This is a genomic window from Gordonia sp. NPDC003376 (genome assembly GCF_053589235.1).
Genome location: NZ_JBSFRM010000025.1, coordinates 55,566 through 73,111, shown reverse-complemented (window position 1 = coordinate 73,111; position 17,546 = coordinate 55,566). Strand labels below are relative to the sequence as shown.

Annotated in this window: 14 protein-coding genes; 11 read left to right on the top strand and 3 right to left on the bottom strand. The window is 67.5% G+C overall.

All coding sequences use genetic code 11. The annotated features are described in order from the left end of the window. Positions 1–683: 683 nt before the first annotated feature. A complete protein-coding gene (locus ACWDUA_RS20805) occupies positions 684–2,345 on the bottom strand; it encodes a class I adenylate-forming enzyme family protein (RefSeq protein WP_449752907.1) in 1,662 nt (553 codons plus the stop codon). An 83-nt stretch (positions 2,346–2,428) separates the two neighbouring features. On the opposite strand from ACWDUA_RS20805, the gene ACWDUA_RS20800 reads away from it, so the two are divergent. The 5 genes from ACWDUA_RS20800 (at position 2,429) to ACWDUA_RS20780 (ending at position 8,414) form a co-directional block, all read left to right on the top strand. After that, on the top strand, positions 2,429–3,277 hold the full coding sequence (locus tag ACWDUA_RS20800) for a TetR family transcriptional regulator (protein ID WP_449752906.1): 849 nt from the start codon (positions 2,429–2,431) through the stop codon (positions 3,275–3,277). Between the two features lie 165 nt (positions 3,278–3,442). Further along, entirely contained in the window at positions 3,443–4,408 is a 966-nt protein-coding gene (locus ACWDUA_RS20795; RefSeq protein ID WP_449752905.1) for a cyclase family protein, read from the top strand. Beyond that, positions 4,405–6,081 carry a class I adenylate-forming enzyme family protein gene (locus tag ACWDUA_RS20790; protein WP_449752904.1) on the top strand — a complete coding sequence of 559 codons (1,677 nt, stop codon included), beginning with the start codon at positions 4,405–4,407 and terminating at the stop codon, positions 6,079–6,081. Before ACWDUA_RS20795 ends, ACWDUA_RS20790 begins: the two co-directional genes overlap by 4 nt. Positions 6,082–6,303: 222 nt before the next feature. After that, positions 6,304–7,500, top strand: a complete 1,197-nt coding sequence (locus tag ACWDUA_RS20785; RefSeq protein ID WP_449752903.1) for an acyl-CoA dehydrogenase family protein — start codon at positions 6,304–6,306, stop codon at positions 7,498–7,500. Positions 7,501–7,577: 77 nt separating this feature from the next. Beyond that, positions 7,578–8,414, top strand: a complete 837-nt coding sequence (locus ACWDUA_RS20780; protein ID WP_449752902.1) for a mycofactocin-coupled SDR family oxidoreductase — start codon at positions 7,578–7,580, stop codon at positions 8,412–8,414. Positions 8,415–8,472: 58 nt separating this feature from the next. Here ACWDUA_RS20780 and ACWDUA_RS20775 read toward each other — a convergent pair whose 3' ends face one another. Next, positions 8,473–11,091, bottom strand: a complete 2,619-nt coding sequence (locus ACWDUA_RS20775; RefSeq protein WP_449752901.1) for an ATP-binding protein — start codon at positions 11,089–11,091, stop codon at positions 8,473–8,475. A 284-nt stretch (positions 11,092–11,375) separates the two neighbouring features. Here ACWDUA_RS20775 and ACWDUA_RS20770 point away from each other — a divergent pair, with 284 nt between their 5' ends. Beyond that, positions 11,376–11,771 (top strand): nuclear transport factor 2 family protein, encoded by a 396-nt coding sequence (locus ACWDUA_RS20770; protein WP_449752900.1) that lies wholly within the window; start codon positions 11,376–11,378, stop codon positions 11,769–11,771. A 30-nt stretch (positions 11,772–11,801) separates the two neighbouring features. After that, a complete protein-coding gene (locus tag ACWDUA_RS20765; protein WP_449752899.1) occupies positions 11,802–12,293 on the top strand; it encodes a flavin reductase family protein in 492 nt (163 codons plus the stop codon). Positions 12,294–12,452: 159 nt separating this feature from the next. Here ACWDUA_RS20765 and lppU read toward each other — a convergent pair whose 3' ends face one another. After that, the gene (gene lppU, locus ACWDUA_RS20760) at positions 12,453–13,028 is read right to left on the bottom strand and encodes an LppU family putative lipoprotein (protein ID WP_449752898.1); all 576 of its coding nucleotides are present in this window, start codon (positions 13,026–13,028) and stop codon (positions 12,453–12,455) included. Between the two features lie 159 nt (positions 13,029–13,187). Here lppU and ACWDUA_RS20755 point away from each other — a divergent pair, with 159 nt between their 5' ends. Genes ACWDUA_RS20755 through ACWDUA_RS20740 form a run of 4 tightly spaced genes read left to right on the top strand, consistent with a single transcriptional unit; the run spans position 13,188 to position 17,326 of the window. Further along, a complete protein-coding gene (locus tag ACWDUA_RS20755; protein WP_449752897.1) occupies positions 13,188–14,402 on the top strand; it encodes a sensor histidine kinase in 1,215 nt (404 codons plus the stop codon). Between the two features lie 22 nt (positions 14,403–14,424). Next, on the top strand, positions 14,425–15,210 hold the full coding sequence (locus tag ACWDUA_RS20750; RefSeq protein WP_449752896.1) for a LytR/AlgR family response regulator transcription factor: 786 nt from the start codon (positions 14,425–14,427) through the stop codon (positions 15,208–15,210). Continuing rightward, positions 15,207–15,590, top strand: a complete 384-nt coding sequence (locus tag ACWDUA_RS20745; protein ID WP_449752895.1) for a hypothetical protein — start codon at positions 15,207–15,209, stop codon at positions 15,588–15,590. Before ACWDUA_RS20750 ends, ACWDUA_RS20745 begins: the two co-directional genes overlap by 4 nt. Further along, positions 15,590–17,326, top strand: coding sequence for a sodium/solute symporter (locus ACWDUA_RS20740; protein ID WP_449752894.1), 1,737 nt, complete (start codon positions 15,590–15,592; stop codon positions 17,324–17,326). The genes ACWDUA_RS20745 and ACWDUA_RS20740 overlap by 1 nt, the downstream gene beginning before the upstream one ends. Positions 17,327–17,546 lie beyond the last annotated feature (220 nt).

Below are 17,546 nucleotides of genomic sequence, written 5' to 3'. Positions count from 1 at the left end.
GTCACGAGGTTTCGACACGGGTCCTCGCGATGCTCGGTCCCGGCTCAACCACCGAACAAGGTTGCCGCCGTTGCTGGTTGAGCCGATGAGGAGCGTAGCGACGAGACGTGTCGAAACCTCCGCCGGCCGAACTCGCCGGCGCGAGCATCACCGTTGACCCCGACTCAACCACCGAACAAGGTTGCCGCCGTTGCTGGTTGAGCCGACGAGGAGCGTAGCGACGAGACGTGTCGAAACCTCCGCCGGCCGGGCCCGGAACCCAGCCGCCCTGTTCGCGGTGATCACCGACGTCGCCGGCTCACCGGGTTTCGACACGGGTCCTCGCGATGCTCGGTCCCGGCTCAACCACCGAACATCAACCACCACACAGTGGTTGAGCCGAAACCCCCGCGTCCGTAGGACCCAGGGTGGGCTACCGAGGTTTCGACACGGGTCCTCGCGATGCTCGGTCCCGACTCAACCACCGAACAAGGTTGCCGCCGTTGCTGGTTGAGCCGACGAGGAGCGTAGCGACGAGACGTGTCGAAACCTCCGCCGGCCGGGCCCGGAACCCAGCCGCCCTGTTCGCGGTGATCACCGACATCGCCGGCTCACCGGGTTTCGACACGGGTCCTCGCGCTGCTCGGTCCCGGCTCAACCACCGAAAGGGGTTGTACCCGTGGCAGGCTGAGTCGACCGAACGCTCACAACAACTTACGGCGCAACAGCTTTCCGGTTGCGGTTCGGGGCAATGCCCCGACCAGTTCCACCTCGCGTGGGTACTTGTAGGCCGCCAGGTTCTGTCGGCAGTACTCCATCAGCTCGGCCTCGGTGACCGCACCGGGCTCGGTGATCACCACCACGGCCTTGACCGACTCGCCGCGGTACTCGTCGGGGATGCCGACCACTGCGGCCTCGACGACGGCCGGATGGGTGCACAGAACCCGCTCCACCTCGTGTGGCCACACCTTGTACCCGGACGCATTGATCAACGCGCTCTTCCGGTCGATCACGTAGTACCAGCCGTCGACGTCGCGGAATCCGATGTCTCCGGTACGCAAACCGGTTCCGGTGAATGCCTCGGCGGTCGCGACTGGATTGTGCCAGTAGCCCCGCACCACCTGGGGGCCGGAGATCACCAACTCCCCGATCCCGCCCACCGGCAGGTCGATGCCCGTGTCGTCGACGATACGGACCTCGGTGTCGGATGCGGGCCGCCCCACCGACAACACCCCGGTCTCGGGATCGATCGGTGCGGTCTGGCCGAAGGGCACCAGCAGTGTCGGTGACGTGGTCTCGGTGAGCCCGTACACATTGTGGATGTACCCGCCGAGGCGGTCGGCGAGTCGCTCTTCGGTATCCGGACCGATCGGCGCGCCGCCGGACAACCGGAACCGCAGGGACGCGAGATCCTCGGGGGTGGCATCGGATTCGTCGGCGAGCGCGATGAAGGCGGTGATCACCGCTACCACGAACCCAGGACGCCGTCGTCGGATCGCATCCACGATCACCTGCGGATGGAACCGATGCGTGAGAATCAGCGGCACACCGGCCAGCATCGAGAGCATGGCGCCACCGACCAGGCCGGTGACGTGGAACAGCGGCGACGCCCCGAGCACCGCACCGGTGCCGGCCGCACCGGTCCAGTCGCGGTAGACCTGCGCACTGAACACCAGGTTGGCGTGCGTGATCTGCGCGGCCTTGGGGGGACCCGTGGTACCCGACGTCGACAACAGCACCGCGGTGTCGAGGGGACTGAGGGGTCGGACGGGGAGTTCGGGCAGCCCGGTCGGGTCGACGAGGGCGGTCCGCACGAGCGCCACGAGGTCGACGGTGTCGTGGACGGACCGGCGCCGGGCGTCGGCGAACAGTCGCGGATCGGGGACCGTCTGGCCATCCAGCGGCGAGACGGTCAGCACGATGTTCACGCCGGTGGTGCCGTCGGCGAGCGCCTCGCGGGCACGGTCGAGGTAGAGATGGTCGAGTGCGATGAGCGCGGTCGGACCGTACTCGGCGAACCGCGCCCGCAACTCCGCCGCGGTCGACATGGGACTGATCAGCGCGGCGATCCCACCAGCCTTCCAGGTCGCCAGCAATCCGATGACGAACGCCGGGTCGTTCTGCAGGAGCAAGGCCAGTCGGTCGCCGGCCACGAATCCGCGGGCGACCAACAGTCCGGCGAGTGTCGTGGACGCACGGTCGAGCTGCGCCCAGGTGAGGGTCAGATCGAAGTAGTCGATCGCGATGTCGTCGGGCCGCCGAGCGAGCGTGTGCTCGAACATCCCCAATGCGGTCCCCGCCTCGAGATGCAGGCGGTGACCGTGCCCGGGGGGCGGCGGAGCAGGGGTCTCAGGTGGGTTCGACATCGCGTGCGTGAGTGTACGAAGTCGGACGCTCCTCTGTCACGGAAACCCGACAGACCCGCCCGGTGTCCCGTATGTTGTTCAGCGTGGCTGAACGCGATGCGGTCGGCGCAGCCGTGCGCCGCTCCCGGGAGAACGCCGGGATCACCCTGCGCGACCTCGCCGGGCGACTCGGCGTGAGCGTCGGCACCATGAGTGCCATCGAGAACGACAAGGTGGCCGTCACGGTTGATCGGCTCACCGCGATCGCCGAGGCGCTCGGTGTCGGCGCCCCGGAACTGTTGACGTTCGATGCCGGCGCCCCCGCGCCGCGTCCCCGGCCCGAGACCGCCGACGCCAACTGGCGGCACTTCGACGCCCTCGACCTCGACCCCGTCCTGGCGGCGGCCGTCGAGGTGTTCACCGAGACCGGCTATCACGGTGCGACGATGCGGCTGGTGGCCACCGCTGCCGGGATCAGCGTCGCCGGGATCTATCACCACCACCGCAGCAAACAGCACCTGTTGGTCGCCCTCTTCGACGCCATGCTCGACGACCTGAACTGGCGGATGGATGCTGCCGCAACCGAAACCGACGATCCGGTCACAGGTTTCTCGAACATGGTGGAGGCCTTGGCACTGTGCCAGGCCCAGCGGCGCGACCTCGCCTTCATCGTGGCCACCGAGATGCGCAGTCTCGAGGAACCCGACCGCTCTCGCGTGGCCGACACCCGGCGCGCGGTGCAGCATCGCCTCGACCGCGCGGCAGCCGCGGCTGTCGCGGCCGGGGACTTCGCCACCCGGACCCCGCACAGCACCGCCCGGGCCGTGGCCACCATGTGCATCGCCATGCCCTACTGGTTCTCCCCCACCGGACCGCAGACCGCGGCCGACGTCGCCGCCGAGTACGCGGATCTGGCACTGGCGATGATGCATCACCGAGTTCGGCCAGACTGAACAGACCGGACTGAACACTCCCTCCGAGAACCTGCGCCGAATCGCCCCGGTGCAGGCACTTGACGTATCCCCAGAAGTCTGTGATCCTCATCTCACTGAACGAGAGCCGAACGATCGCTCGAACTGTTCAGACCCGATTCACCGCATCTCGGAGGCATACGCACCATGACCACCTCGCACGACGTTCCCGAGCTCACCGACCTGCTTGCCGAGTCCCCCAGCAACTGGGGCAAGTGGGGCCCCGACGACGAGGTCGGCAGCCTCAACTACCTCACCGCCGAACAGGTCCTCGCCGGCGCATCGCTGATCCGCAAGGGCGCACTCTTCACGCTGCAGCGCCTCATCGGCGACCCGAACGGCGACCCGGTGTGGCCGGGCCGTAGCCCCGCCACCCGCGAGATGATCCTCGACGAGTCCCACTGGGACGACGGTGGCGACGGCCCGGCCTTCCCCGGCGGCCTGCACTACGCCGACGACAAGATCAACGCCTTCCTGCAGGGTTCCACGCAGTACGACGCGCTGGGTCACGTCTGGTACGACGGCAAGATCTGGAACGGCTACGACGCCCGCACCACCATCGGTGGCCTGGACAAGGCCAGCGTCGAGCCGATCGCCGAGCGGGGCATCGCCGGCCGCGCGATCCTGCTCGACATGGCCCGCCACCGCGGCGTCGAGTGCCTCGGCCCGCGTGAGACCTTCGACCACACCGATCTCGAGAAGTGCGCCGCCGCACAAGGAATCGAGATCCGTCCGCGTGACATCCTGATCATCCGCACCAACCACCTCGAGCTGTTCTTCCGCGACGAGGAGGGCTTCTACGGCGACTTCTGCGAGCCCGGCCTGGTGTACTCCGAGGAACTGGTGAAGTGGTTCCAGAACAAGGAGATCCCCAACCTGGTGACCGACACGATCGCCAACGAGATCACCCACGACCCGAACAACGGTGTGGCGCTGGTGCTGCACAACGCCCTGATGCGCAACCTGGGTATCGCGTTCACCGAGATCTGCGACCTGGAGAAGCTGGCAGCCGACTGCGCCGAGGACGGCGTCTACGAGTTCTTCTATGTCGCTGCACCGCTCAAGATCCACAACGCCAGCGGCTCCCCGGTCAACCCGGTGGTGATCAAGTGAGCACGACCACCTCCGTCTATGCCGACCGGCCGTGGCTGGCCCGCTACCCGCAGGGCACCCCCGCCGACATCACCGTCGAGTACGTCACCGCACTCGACGTCTTCGATGCCGCGGTCACCGCGAGCCCCGACGAGGTGTTCCTGCAGTACTTCGACGGCAACCTGACCTTCGCCGACGTCGACCGCGCCGCACGAGCAGTCGCAGTCATTCTGCGCGACCGAGGATTCCGCGACGGCGACCGCCTCGCGCTCTACGTGCAGAACAACCCGGCCTTCGTCATCGGCATGGTCGCCGCCTGGAAGGCCGGCGGCACCGCTGTCGCGATCAACCCGATGAACAAGGCCCGCGAGCTCACCTATCTACTCGGCGACTCCGGAGCCGTCGCGCTGCTGACCCTCGACGACCTCTACACCGACGTCGCCAAACCGGTGATCGATTCCGGCGCCGGCTCGGTGCACACGGTGATCACCTGCTCGGCACTGGATTTCCAGACCCGCGACGACGAGCGACTGTTCGCCGGGCTGACCCGCACCCATCCCGAGGGCACCCTCGATCTGGTCACCGTCATCGACCACGACGCGGGTGCCGCCGTGCCGCCCGTGACGCTGACCGCCGACGACGTCGCGGTCCTCGCCTACACGTCCGGCACCACGGGAAATCCCAAGGGTGCCATGAACACCCACGGGAACTTCGCGTTCAACGCCCAGACCTACCGGGACTGGACCGGACTCAAACCCGGCGAACCCATCCTCGGGATCGCACCCCTGTTCCACATCACCGGTCTCGTCGGGCACGTCATGTTCGCGATGCTGACCCGCGCGCCGCTGATCCTCGCCCACCGCTTCGATCCGGCGGTCATGCTCGACGCCATCCGCGAGCACAAGCCGGTGTTCACCATCGGCGCGATCACCGCCTTCAACGCCCTCGCAGCCGCACCCGGCGCCACCCCCGACGACTTCACCAGCCTTCGTGTGCTCTACTCGGGTGGGGCACCCATCGCGCCCGCTGTCGGGGATCGCCTCGAGCAGGTCTTCGGCGCCTACATCCACAACATCTACGGGCTGACCGAGACCAACTCGCCGTCACACGCCGTACCGCTCGGGATGCGCGCCCCGGTCGACCCGGTCTCCGGTGCGCTCTCGGTCGGCGTCCCCGTGTTCAACACCGTCGTCCGCATCGTCGACGAGAACGGCGACGACGTGCCCGTCGGGGAGGTCGGCGAGTTCCTGACGTCGGGACCCCAAGTGGTTCCCGGGTATTGGAACAAGCCGGAGGCCACGGCGAAATCGATCCCCGGTGGAGCCCTGCACACCGGAGACGTCGGATTCATGGATGCCGACGGCTGGTATTACGTCGTCGACCGCAAGAAGGACATGATCAACGCCTCCGGCTACAAGGTGTGGCCACGCGAGGTCGAGGACGTCCTCTACACGCACCCGGCGGTGCGCGAGGCAGCGGTGGTCGGTGTGCCCGACGAGTACCGCGGCGAAACGGTCAAAGCGTATGTCTCACTGCGCGAAGGCCAAACAGTAGACCCCGACGAGCTGATCGCCTACTGCAAAGACCAACTCGCCGCCTACAAGTACCCCCGCCAGATCGACGTCGTCGGCGAACTGCCGAAGACCGTCACCGGCAAGATCCTGCGGCGGGAGCTGCGCGACAACGCCAACTGACCGATGAACCAGAGAGGCCCCGTACCGGAAGACTTTCCGGTACGGGATCTTTCCGTGTCCGGACCCCGATGTCCAGGTGCGGTGTCGGGCATCCGTATGCGGTGTCGGGCATCCGTGTCCGGGGTGACCACGTACCGGACCACGTAATGTCCCCGCTGCGGCGGGCACCAGGGATGCGGGAATGTGACTCACATCATATCCGCATCGTCTGAAGGACATCGCATGACCATCACCGCCCCGCTCGCACCGGCCGCAGCGTCCGACCTTCGTACCGACCTCCTCGAGCGTGCCGTCGCGGTCGCGACCATCGTCGAACGCGAGGCCGACGAGATCGAGAAGACCACGACGATCACGGCACCCGTCGTCGAGGCGCTCAAGGATTCGGGCCTGTTCTGGATGCTGGTTCCGCAGGAGTACGGCGGCGCCGGTGCCGATATCGTCACCGCGTTCAAGGTCATCCAGGAACTGTCGCGGGCGGACGGCTCCACCGGATGGGCCTTCATGGCCAACTCCTGCAGCACGGCCGTGGCCGTCGGATTCATGCCGACGCCCGGCGCCGCGGAGCTGTGGGACGGACCCCACAAGGCGATCACCGCGGGCATGATCGTGCCCACCGGCCGAGGGGTCCGCGTCGGGGGTGGATTCCGGGTGTCCGGTCGCTTCCAGTTCGCCAGCGGATCGGCCCACGCCACGCACATCGGTGCCGGTTTCGTGGTCTACGACGAGGCCGGCGACCCGGTCCTCGACGCCAACGGTGAACCCGAGATGCGCATCTCGTTCATCCCGCGTGATCAGGTGGAGTTCCAGGGCAACTGGAACGTGATGGGGTTGGTCGGAACCGGTTCCTACGACTACCGGGTCGCCGATGTGTTCGTCCCCGAGCGCTTCACCATGGAGACATTCTCCACGGTGCCGGTGCGTCCCGAAACCGTCTACCAACTCGGCCTTTTCGGCATCGGTGTCGGCGGTCACGCACCGGTCGCCCTGGGTCTCGCGCAGCGCGCCCTGGAGGAGATCGCCCGGATCACCGCGGGCAAGATCCGCCCGGGATACGACGGGCCGGTGGGTGACTCCGACCTCTTCCGAATCGACTTCGCCCGCCACGAGGCGCAGTTCCGTGCGGCGCAGGCCTTTGTGTACGAGGTGTTCGGTGACGCGCAGGCCACCGTCGACGCCGGGATCGCCCTGGACGACGAGCAGCGTGCGCGGATGCGCCAGGCCGCCACCTGGGTTCAGGAGGTCGCCGGCGACGTCGTGACATTCGCTCACCGCTGGGCGGGCAGTGCCACCGTTCGCGTTCCGAGCGCGCTGGGCCGGTGCGTCCGGGACGCCGCCGTCGCCACCCAGCATGCGCTGATCGATCGCGTCACGCTGGTGGAGGCCGCACCGGCCATCATCCCGGGATATGCCAACGCGTAGAGCCCTTCTGACTGACCACATCTGACTGCCCACATCCGAACGATTCTCGATATGACCCGACCACTGGAGGAATCCCGATGAAGTCACTCGAAGGCAAGGTCGCCCTCGTCACCGGCGCCGCACGCGGCCAGGGCCGTTCCCATGCGATCCGTCTCGCCGAGGAGGGCGCCGATGTCATCGCCCTCGACATCTGCGCCAAGCCCGCCACCACCACCTACCGGGGGAGCACACCGGACGAACTCGACGAGACCGCCCGCCACATCGAGAAGGCCGGGCGTCGCGCCCACACGGCCGTCGTCGACGTGCGTGAACTCGCACAGCTCGAGGACGCCGTCGCCGCCGGTATCGCCGAGTTGGGCCGGCTGGACACTGTTGTGGCGAATGCGGGCATCTTCTCGTCGGCTCCGCTCCACGAACTGACCGAGGAGCAGTGGGACGAGATGATCGCCATCAACCTCAGCGGTGTGTGGAAAACCATGCGCGCCACCGTCCCCCATCTGATCGCGCAGGGCGAGGGCGGGTCGATCATCCTGATCAGCTCGACCGGTGGCCTGCAGGGCTTCCCGAACTTCGCCCACTACGTCGCCGCCAAGCACGGGGTGACCGGGCTGGCCCGGACCGCGGCCAACGAGCTGAGTGCACACAGCATCCGCTGCAATTCGATTCACCCGAGCTCGGTGCTGACCGACATGATCGACCACGAGGACATGTACCGGTTGTTCCGTCCCGATCTGGAACACCCCACCCATGACGACTTCCGTGACGCGTGTCAGACCGGGATGAATCTGCTCCCGATCCCCTGGCTCGAGCCGTCCGACATCTCGGCCGCGGTGGTGTGGTTGGCCTCCGATGCCACCCGGTATGTCACCGGTGTGGCCCTCCCGATCGACGCCGGGGCGATGAGCAAGGTGTGATCACCGTGTCGGCCCGGCGACCGTGCGCCACAACGCGAGGTCGCCGGGCCGCCATCGTTCACAGTGCCCCGGCCACCTCGGCCCGACGCTCCACGCACAACTTCCGCAGAACATGCTCGACATGCCCTTCGACGGTCCGCACCGACAGCACGAGACGCTCGGCGATCTCGCGGTTCGTCATCCCGGCCGCGACCATCTCCGCGACCTCTTCCTCTCGGGGCGACAGCCGGTGCAGCACAGGATGGTCGGTCGTGTCGTCGGCAGATGACCGTTCCGGGCCACCGAACACGAAGTCCAGTAGTTCGGTACTCGACATCGCCCGCCCCCGATCCCAGGCCGCGGTGAACGACGCCCGCGACAGCTGTGCGTGAGCGGCATCAAGCGCCGTACACCGCAGCGAATTCCAGTGCTCGGAGCCGTACAGCTGTTGCCCGAAGCTCCCCCAGATGGTGGACGCGGCACCCAACAGCACCGCCGCCTTCTCCGCCTCCGCACGTCCGAGCCCCGTCAACGACCAACCCAGAAGGTCGGTCATGAGGGTGGTGCCCACCATGTCGTCGAATGCGCGGTGCCCCCCGAGTGCTTCCCGGGCCAGTCGTTCTGCCGACTCGTGGTCGCCGGCGAGCCACGCCGCCAGACCCAATCCATATGTCGCATAGGACCTGAACCAAGTGTCGCCGGCCGCCATGGAATCCTCGTACACCTCCCCGAAGACCGCGGCAGCAGCCTGCACATCGAGGATCGACGCGAACAGCATTCCCTGATGGATGCGCAGCATCGCCGTCTTCTCCGAGCCCGTCCCCAGCGTCCGGTAGCCCTCGGCCGCCGTGTCGAACAGCGTCTCGGCTCGCTCGAAGTCACCGGCGAAGTACGCCTTGAGACCGCTGAGATGCACCACGAACACCGCGGTCTGACGATCATTGCCCGCGTCGGCGATCTCGGCGGCACGTCGTAGGGTGAACTCCGCCGAATCCCGGTCACCCTGCAAGGTCTGGACCAGTCCCAGCACCCCGAGGAGCCGCCCGAACACGACGGAGTCGATGTCGGGGAGGTCGAGGATCTGTGTCATCCACATCCGGTGTTCCCGGATGCCGATTCCGCACGCCCAGAGGAACGGTGCCGAGCCGAGGGTCTCCGCCACGGCGGACACGTAGGGACGCAACGTGACATCGGTCAGCGCCAGGTGGATTGCGGCCCTGAGGTTTCCGCGGTTGCGGCGGACCGCGTCGGCGCATTCGAGTTGCCTGGGGCCACACCACTGCCGGGCGGACTCCCGGATGATCCCGAGCGCCCAGTCGATGAAGCGGATCATCGTCCGATGGCGTTGCTGGGCGGTGAGATCCGCTGCGCCGTACTCGCGGATCGACTCCAGCATCCGGAACCGCACCCGGCCGTCGGCGGTCTCGCGCAGCACCACCGACTTCGACACCAAGGCCGTCATCGCGTCGGTGATGTCATCGTCATCGATTCCCGACGAGCCCTCCGCGGGAACTGCGCACACCGCACGCGCGGCATCGAGATCGAACCCGTCGACGAAGACCGACAAGGCGGCCCACAGCTCCTGTTCGGGTGCACTGCACAGTTCATGGCTCCACGCGATCGTCGCCTGAAGGCTGCGATGCCGGGACACACGATCGCGGGATCCCCGGCTCACCGAGAGCACCCGACTGTCGAGCAGCCCGGCCAGATCGTGGACGGACAGCAGCGTCAACCGGGTACAGGCGAGTTCGATGGCCAGCGGTACCCCGTCGAGCCGCTCGCAGATCCGTCGGATGTCATCGACATTGTCGTCGTCGACGTCGAACCCGGACAGCACCGCGTCGGCGCGACGGACGAACAACTCGATCGCTCCGGACCCCTGGTCGTGGGTCGGCAGCGACTGGAGGCCGAAGACGTACTCGCCCGACAACGCAAGGTATTCGCGGGACGTCGCAATGATCCGAATCCCTTTGGTGGACTCCAGTATCCGGCCGATCAGCTCGGCTGCACCGTCGACGACGTGTTCACAGTTGTCGAGTACCAGGAGCATTCGCTTGTGCTGCAGATGGTCCAGCAGCGAGCTCTCCGCGGACTGACCCGCGGCATCGCGGTTGTCCAGTCCCAGTGCGTCGCACACGGTCTGCGCGAGAAGGTGATCGCCGCGTACGGACGAGAACCCGATGAAGCGGACGCCGTCGGCGAATGCCCTTCGGAATTCCCAGGCCGCCTGGGTCGCCAGTCTGGTCTTCCCCATCCCGCCGGAGCCGGTGACCGTGATCAGCCGGTGGTCCCCGAGGAGCCCGCGGAGCAGTCTCAGTTCCTCACGCCGGCCCACGAAGCTCGTCGCCTGCTGCGGCAGGGCGACGCCGGCGCTCGCCGAGGCCGGATGGGCGGTGTCCATCTCTTCTCGGATGGCGCGGACCCGCCGTGCGAGCACGGTCCGCGAGTGTTTCCACTGCAATCGCCGTCCGATATCGGCGATGCTCATATCCGGCGAGTCGGCCAGGAGATCACGGATTCGGGTGTCGACGTCGTCGGTCACCGAGCCGCGCCGGCGACGATGGTCCTCCGGCGGGGCCGAGAGCGCCAATGCCCTGCGCACCGTGTTGCGCGACATCGCCAGGCGCTCGGCGATCCCCTTGATCGACTCGCCCTCGGCGTGGCATCTCCGGATCTCGGACCATTCGTCTGCGTTCACGACACCTCCATCAAAGAGATCCACGTCACTTTCCATCGTGGATGCGAACGGCGCAACCGTGGTGGTCAAGATGTGTCAGACCGACCCGCCATGATGCTCTCCACACCACCGTGCCACCTCGGCGACAAGGCCGCGACCAGCACGGATGTCGAATTCGGCCGGCGCCCGCGTGAACCGTCGAAGATCACGTAGTCCGACGGTTCAACGCCCCGCCGACATGCCGGAGAGTGATCGGCACCACAGAGATCACCCGGATCTCGCACCGATTGGGAGGAAGTCAACAGATGAGCGAGCAGAACGCACAGGCCCTCAAGGACGCATTCGCCGCCGCCGACGCCGGTGACCCGATGCCGCTGGTGAACCTGTACGACGACACGATGACGTGGGCCGGATTCACCCTCGAGGGCACCCAGCGTCTCTACAGCAAGGCGGAGTTCCTCGAGGCGTTCGGTGTGCTGGCCGACCTCGACGAGTCCCGCAACGAGGTCGTCCACTGCGAGGTGATCGGCGACGAACTGGTCACCGCGAACGTGCGTGCCTACCGCCGGCTCGGCGACCGAGAACTCGACATCACCATGGTGATGACCCACCGGTTCTCGAACGGAAAGGTCACCAGGGGCACCGACATCGTGCCCTCGTCGTTCGAACGATTCTGGGCAGAGACCGGGATCTCCGCCTGATCGCCCGCATCCCTTTCAGGAGACGTCCCGATGAGCATCACAACACCAGCCCTCGACAACGGGTTCCGTGAGGCCATGGCGCATCTGTGCGCGCCGGTCAGCGTGATCACCGCGATGGACGACGACCGCCCGCACGGCACCACGGTCAGCGCCTTGATGTCGTTGTCCGTCGAGCCGCAGCTGATCGCGGTCTCGATGGCGCAGACCTCCGACTGTCTGGCCCTCATCCGCCGCACAGGAGTGTTCGGCGTGAACATCCTCAGTGCCGAACAGGACGATCTCGCACTGCGTTTCGCTGCGAAGGGAGCCGACAAGTTCGGGACCGTCAGCTGGCGGCCGCGAGCCGACGTCCCGTCGATCGACGGCAATGCGGTGTGGCTCGCGTGTCGCGTCGCGAGCACCATCACCGGGGGCGATCACGAGATCCTGCTGGGTGAGGTGATCGATCTCGAGGTCGATCCCGATGCGTCCCCGTTGACCTACCACGGCCGCACATTCGGCACGCACACCGTGCCCATGTGAACCAACGACCCCGACCCGACCGCCGTATCTCCCAGCAGGTGGTCGAGTCGGGACCGTGTGGGACGAACACCGCCTCGGCCGCCGCCATCCGACGTCGCAAAATGGTTGTGGACGTGACCATTTCACCATTGACCGACGGCCGGGGCCGTCACCGGCAGGTCAGACCTCGGCGACGCAGACCAGCTTCTTGCGCTCTTCGTAGGTGTAGTACTGGGTCGACTCATCCGGACAACGGTTCTCGTCGATGGTGCCCGGGATGATCGCGAGGACGCGGCTGACGGTGGTCAGCCCCGAGCCGGACTCTGTGCACTCCACATGTTCGGCGTCACCGAGGCTCGACGACGGTACCGCCATGCACTCACCCTTCACCCAGTCCAGATCCAGACACAGTGCACCCTGCTGCTCACCGCCCTGGGTCACGTAGTACGTGGAGTCCGCGTCCGACGGGCAGGCCTCCTTGGTCGGCGACTTCGCGATCACCACATAGTTCGCGGGCGCCTTCCCACAGGCGGCGTGCTCGATCTCGGCGTTGAAACTGTTGCCGGTCAGCTTGACGCAGTCGCCGATCGCGGCGTCGAAGTCCACGTCACCGCCGGCGTCCTCACCCTCGGCCACCGACGACACCGGCGGACCGTCGTTGCCGAAGGGCAGCTGCCCACATCCGGTCATCGTCACCGCGAGTGCGGTGGCACCCAGCACCACCATCCCGATGGTGCCCCACAGCCGTCCCCTCATCGTCACCCCTCTTCATCAGGGCCCTACCGGCCCACGCCTCGCCGCGACCGCGGCACGCCGGAAATATACCGATCGCGTACTCCGATCGATATCGCGCATCAGCCGACCGATAGACGGAATGATGGAGTGGCGTCATGAAGTGGACGCCGAGGAGGAACGATGTCCAGCGGTCTGGCGGTGACACTCGCAGTGGTCGCCGTGGGAGTGGTGCTCGGGTTGGTGGTGCTGATCCGCACCCGACGAGTGGTGACCACCCCCACCGAGCGCGCCGTCCACGAGGCACTGCACACGGCGTCGCAGGCGGCGACGTCGTTGCGTGGTGGGTTGTCGGCGGAGTCGGCGCGGACCGCGTTGGGACCGCTGCGCTCGCTCACCGCCGCCGACGGTGTCGCACTCTACGACGCCACCGGGATGCTGCTCGCCCACGATCCCGACGAGTCGCCGATCTGGGCCGAACCGGTCGTCGACGCGGCCGGTGACGCCGCCACCGACGCCGTGACACGGGGGCGGCGCGTGCTCGTCAACGATCCGTGCGGACCCGACTCCCCCGTGCGCGCACTGATCGCGCAACCCCTGATCGCCGACGACACCGGCGTCGGGGCGCTGGTCGTGGCCACCGCGGGACGTCCCGGACCGGGCAAGCTGGGTGCCATCGCCGAGGTCGCGCGGTATGTGTCGAACCAGATCGAGCTCGCCGAGCTCGACGCATCCCGGGCCCGGCTCGACCGTGCCGAGGTGCTCGCGCTGCGCGCCCAGATCAGCCCGCACTTCATCTACAACGCACTCAACACGATCGCGTCGTTCGTCCGCACCGACCCCGACCGGGCCCGCGAGCTGATCGTCGACTTCGCCGACTTCACCCGCTACTCGTTCCGCGCGGCCGGCGAGTTCACGCTGCTGTCGGACGAACTGCGCAACATCGACCGCTATCTCACCCTCGAGCGGGCCCGGTTCGGTCCGTCCCTGGAGGTGCGGTTGCAGGTGGCACCCGAGGTACTCGGCGTCGTCCTGCCGTTTCTTGCTCTGCAGCCGCTCGTGGAGAACGCCGTCCGCCACGGCCTGGCCGCCAAGGGTGGCGGGACCATCACCATCATCGCCCGCGACGAGGGATCGGACTGTGTGATCACCGTCGAGGACGACGGCGTCGGCATGGACCCGGAACTGTTGCGGTCCGGCGACATCGACGCCCTCGACCCGCCCGCGGAACAGTCACGCAGCGAGTCGTCGGGCGCACATGTGGGCCTGACCAATGTCGACCATCGGCTGCGCGCGGCATTCGGCAACGACTACGGTCTTGTGGTCGACACCGGGATCGGAGCGGGTACCAAGGTCGGCATGCGGGTACCGAAGTTCCGTGCTGGAGTGCGGGTGTGACGAGGATGGAAGTGAACCGACGATGACCCTCACCGTGCTCGCGGTCGACGATGAACGGCCCGCCCTCGACGAGCTCGCCTACCTGCTCGATCGGCACCCGGAGATCGGACAGGTCTACCAGGCCGGTGACGCCACCCACGCCCTGCGCGAACTCAACGACCACCCGATCGACGCGGTGTTCCTCGACATCAACATGCCCGGGCTGTCGGGGATCGAATTGGCCACGGTGCTCGGCAAACTCAGCTCACCTCCCGCGGTGGTGTTCGTGACCGCCCACGACGACCGCGCGGTGGACGCCTTCGAGGTGGGCGCGGTCGACTATCTGCTCAAACCACTGCGCACCGAACGGCTCGCGCAGGCCGTGGAGCGGGTCGCCGCCGCACGGTCGGCGCCGGTACCGGAGACCCCCGCGGAGACCACCCGCCCCGACGACGACGTGATCCCTGTCGAGCTCGGCGGCGTGACGTCGCTGGTGCGGCGCGACAGCATCTCCTGGGTGGAGGCCGTCGGCGACTACGCCCGGCTACACTCGGTGCAGGGCGCGCATCTGGTGCGCATCCCGCTGTCCACCCTCGAATCACGGTGGCAGGAACATGGTTTCGCCCGGGTCCACCGGTCGTATCTGGTGGCGTTGCCGATGGTCACCGGGTTACGCACCGCCGGATCGGGGACGGTGGTGTGCGTGCGCGCCAACGGCGCCTCGGAGGCCACCGAACTGCCGGTGAGCCGACGCCAGGTCCGCGAACTCAAGGACCGGCTGATCCGGGATCCGATGCGTTCCTACCGATCCGGAGACGATCGGGGATGACCCGGCCACCCGAGCAGCCGCACCGCGAACGCGTCGTCCTCGCGCGACGTCGCGGTGCGCGAATGGTGCGAACCCGGGTGGAGGTCCAGGAGCAGACCGAGGTGGGTGATGCCCTGGTCCGCGGGCTGATGCGCGCCCAACTCGGACTGGCGTTGCGCCTCGGGGTGAGCCTGACCGCGCTGATCGCGCTGATCCCGGTGGCCGGTCTGGTGTTCCCCACCCTCGTCGAGTACTCGGTCGTCGGAATCCGGTTGTCCTGGTTGGTCCTCGGAGTGCTGCTCTATCCGGTGCTCTACGGGGCGGGCCGGTTGTACGTACGACTCGCCGAGCAGGCCGAACGCGACTTCATGGGCGTCGTCGACGACGAGGGTCCCCGCTGATGTCGGGCTCGGATGCACTCACCGGGATGGCACTGCTGCTCGCCGCCGGCGTGACGTTGGTGATCGGCGCGTACGGCGGGCGGTTCGCCCGCACCACCTCCGATTTCCTGGTGGCCTCCCGCGCGGTCGGTTCGCGCTGGAATGCCGCCGCGATCTCCGGCGAATACCTCTCGGCGGCATCATTTCTCGGTGTCGCCGGGCTCGTCGCCAAGTACGGGGCCGACGCACTGTGGTATCCGGTCGGATTCACCGCGGGATACCTGGGTCTGCTGTTGTTCGTGGCGGCACCGCTGCGACGTTCCGGTGCGTACACGGTCCCGGACTTCACCGAGTTCCGGTTGTCGTCGCGACCGGCCCGGTTGGCCGCGATGTGCGTCGTGGTGTGTGTCTGCGTGCTGTATCTGATCCCGCAGTTCCAGGGTGCCGGACTCACCCTGAACATCCTTCTCGGCGTCCCGATCTGGGTGGGCGCGGTAGCGGTGGGGCTGATCGTGGTGGTGAACGTGGTCGGCGGCGGAATGCGGTCGATCACCTTTGTGCAGGCCTTCCAGTACTGGCTCAAACTGACCGCGATCGGTGTGCCCGCCCTGGCGCTCGTGGTGGTGTTCCTCGGCGACCGGCAGCCGGTCGGCGAGCCCGCGCCACCGCACGTCGGTCAGGCCACGACCGTCGACGTGACCACCCCGACGGTGGTCACCGTGACCGAGACCGACGGGGTCCGGGTCACCGGAGTGCTCGACGACCGGTCCGTCGTCGACGCGGCCATCGGCCGCCCGGGCACGTACACGCTGGGCGAGGGCACCGTCATCCACCTCGACGCCGACGCGGCCACCCCGGTCGTCGCCGGTGCACCGACGACCGGGGCGTCGTGGATCTCCACCGGTGGCGGGCTGGGTGGCGCCCATCCGCTGTACCAGGTGTATTCGATCATCATCGCCACGTTCCTGGGGACGATGGGATTGCCGCATGTGCTGGTGCGGTTCTACACCAACCCCGACGGGCGGACCGCGCGCCGCACCGCGCTCACCGTGATCGCCCTGCTCGGCCTGTTCTACCTGTTCCCGCTGCTGCTCGGGGTGTTCGCGAGACTCTATGTGCCACAACTGCTCATCACCGGGACCGCCGACGCCGCGGTACTGCTGTTGCCGTCGGCCGCGATCAGCGGGTTCGCCGGGCAGTTCCTCGGCGCGCTCGTCGCAGCCGGGGCGATAGCGGCGTTCCTCGCGACGTCGTCGGGGCTGCTGGTGAGCGTGGCCGGCTCGTTGTCGACGGACGTGTTGTCCGGACGCATCCGAGACTTCCGGATCGCCGCGGTGATCGGCGGGGTGATCCCGGTGATCCTGTCGTTGGCCGCCACCTCCCTGGAACTGTCACGGACGGTGGGTCTGGTGTTCGCGGTCGCCGCGTCGACGCTGTGTCCGCTGCTGATCCTGGGGATCTGGTGGCGGGGACTCACCCCGGCCGGCGCGATCTCCGGACTCGTCGTCGGCGGGGTGTCGTCGGGGTTGGCGACGTCGCTGGCGATCGCCGGGGTGATCGACGACGAGGCACTCGGCGGATGGCCGGCCGTCATCATCGGCTATCCCGCCGCGGTGACGGTGCCCCTGGCGTTCGCGACGATGGTGGCGGTGAGTCTCGCGACCCGGCGGGGCATCCCCCGCGACCTGGCCCGTACCTTCGCCCGGATGCACGTCCCGGAGCGGGTGGGCATGGGCGTGGAGCGGCTGCCGGAATAGGGTTTCCGCAACCGGTTCCGACGTCGAGCAGCAGAGATTTCGACACGGTGCCTCGCTACGCTCGGTACCGGCTCAATCACCGTAACCAACTCAACACCGCACTACCACAATCACTTTGGATGCCTCAGAAGCAGATAGATCAACGTGGCGAGCTAAATATCTCACTACCACAACATCTTTGGATGGTTGAGCCGGGACCGAGCCGCCAGGCGAGGACCCG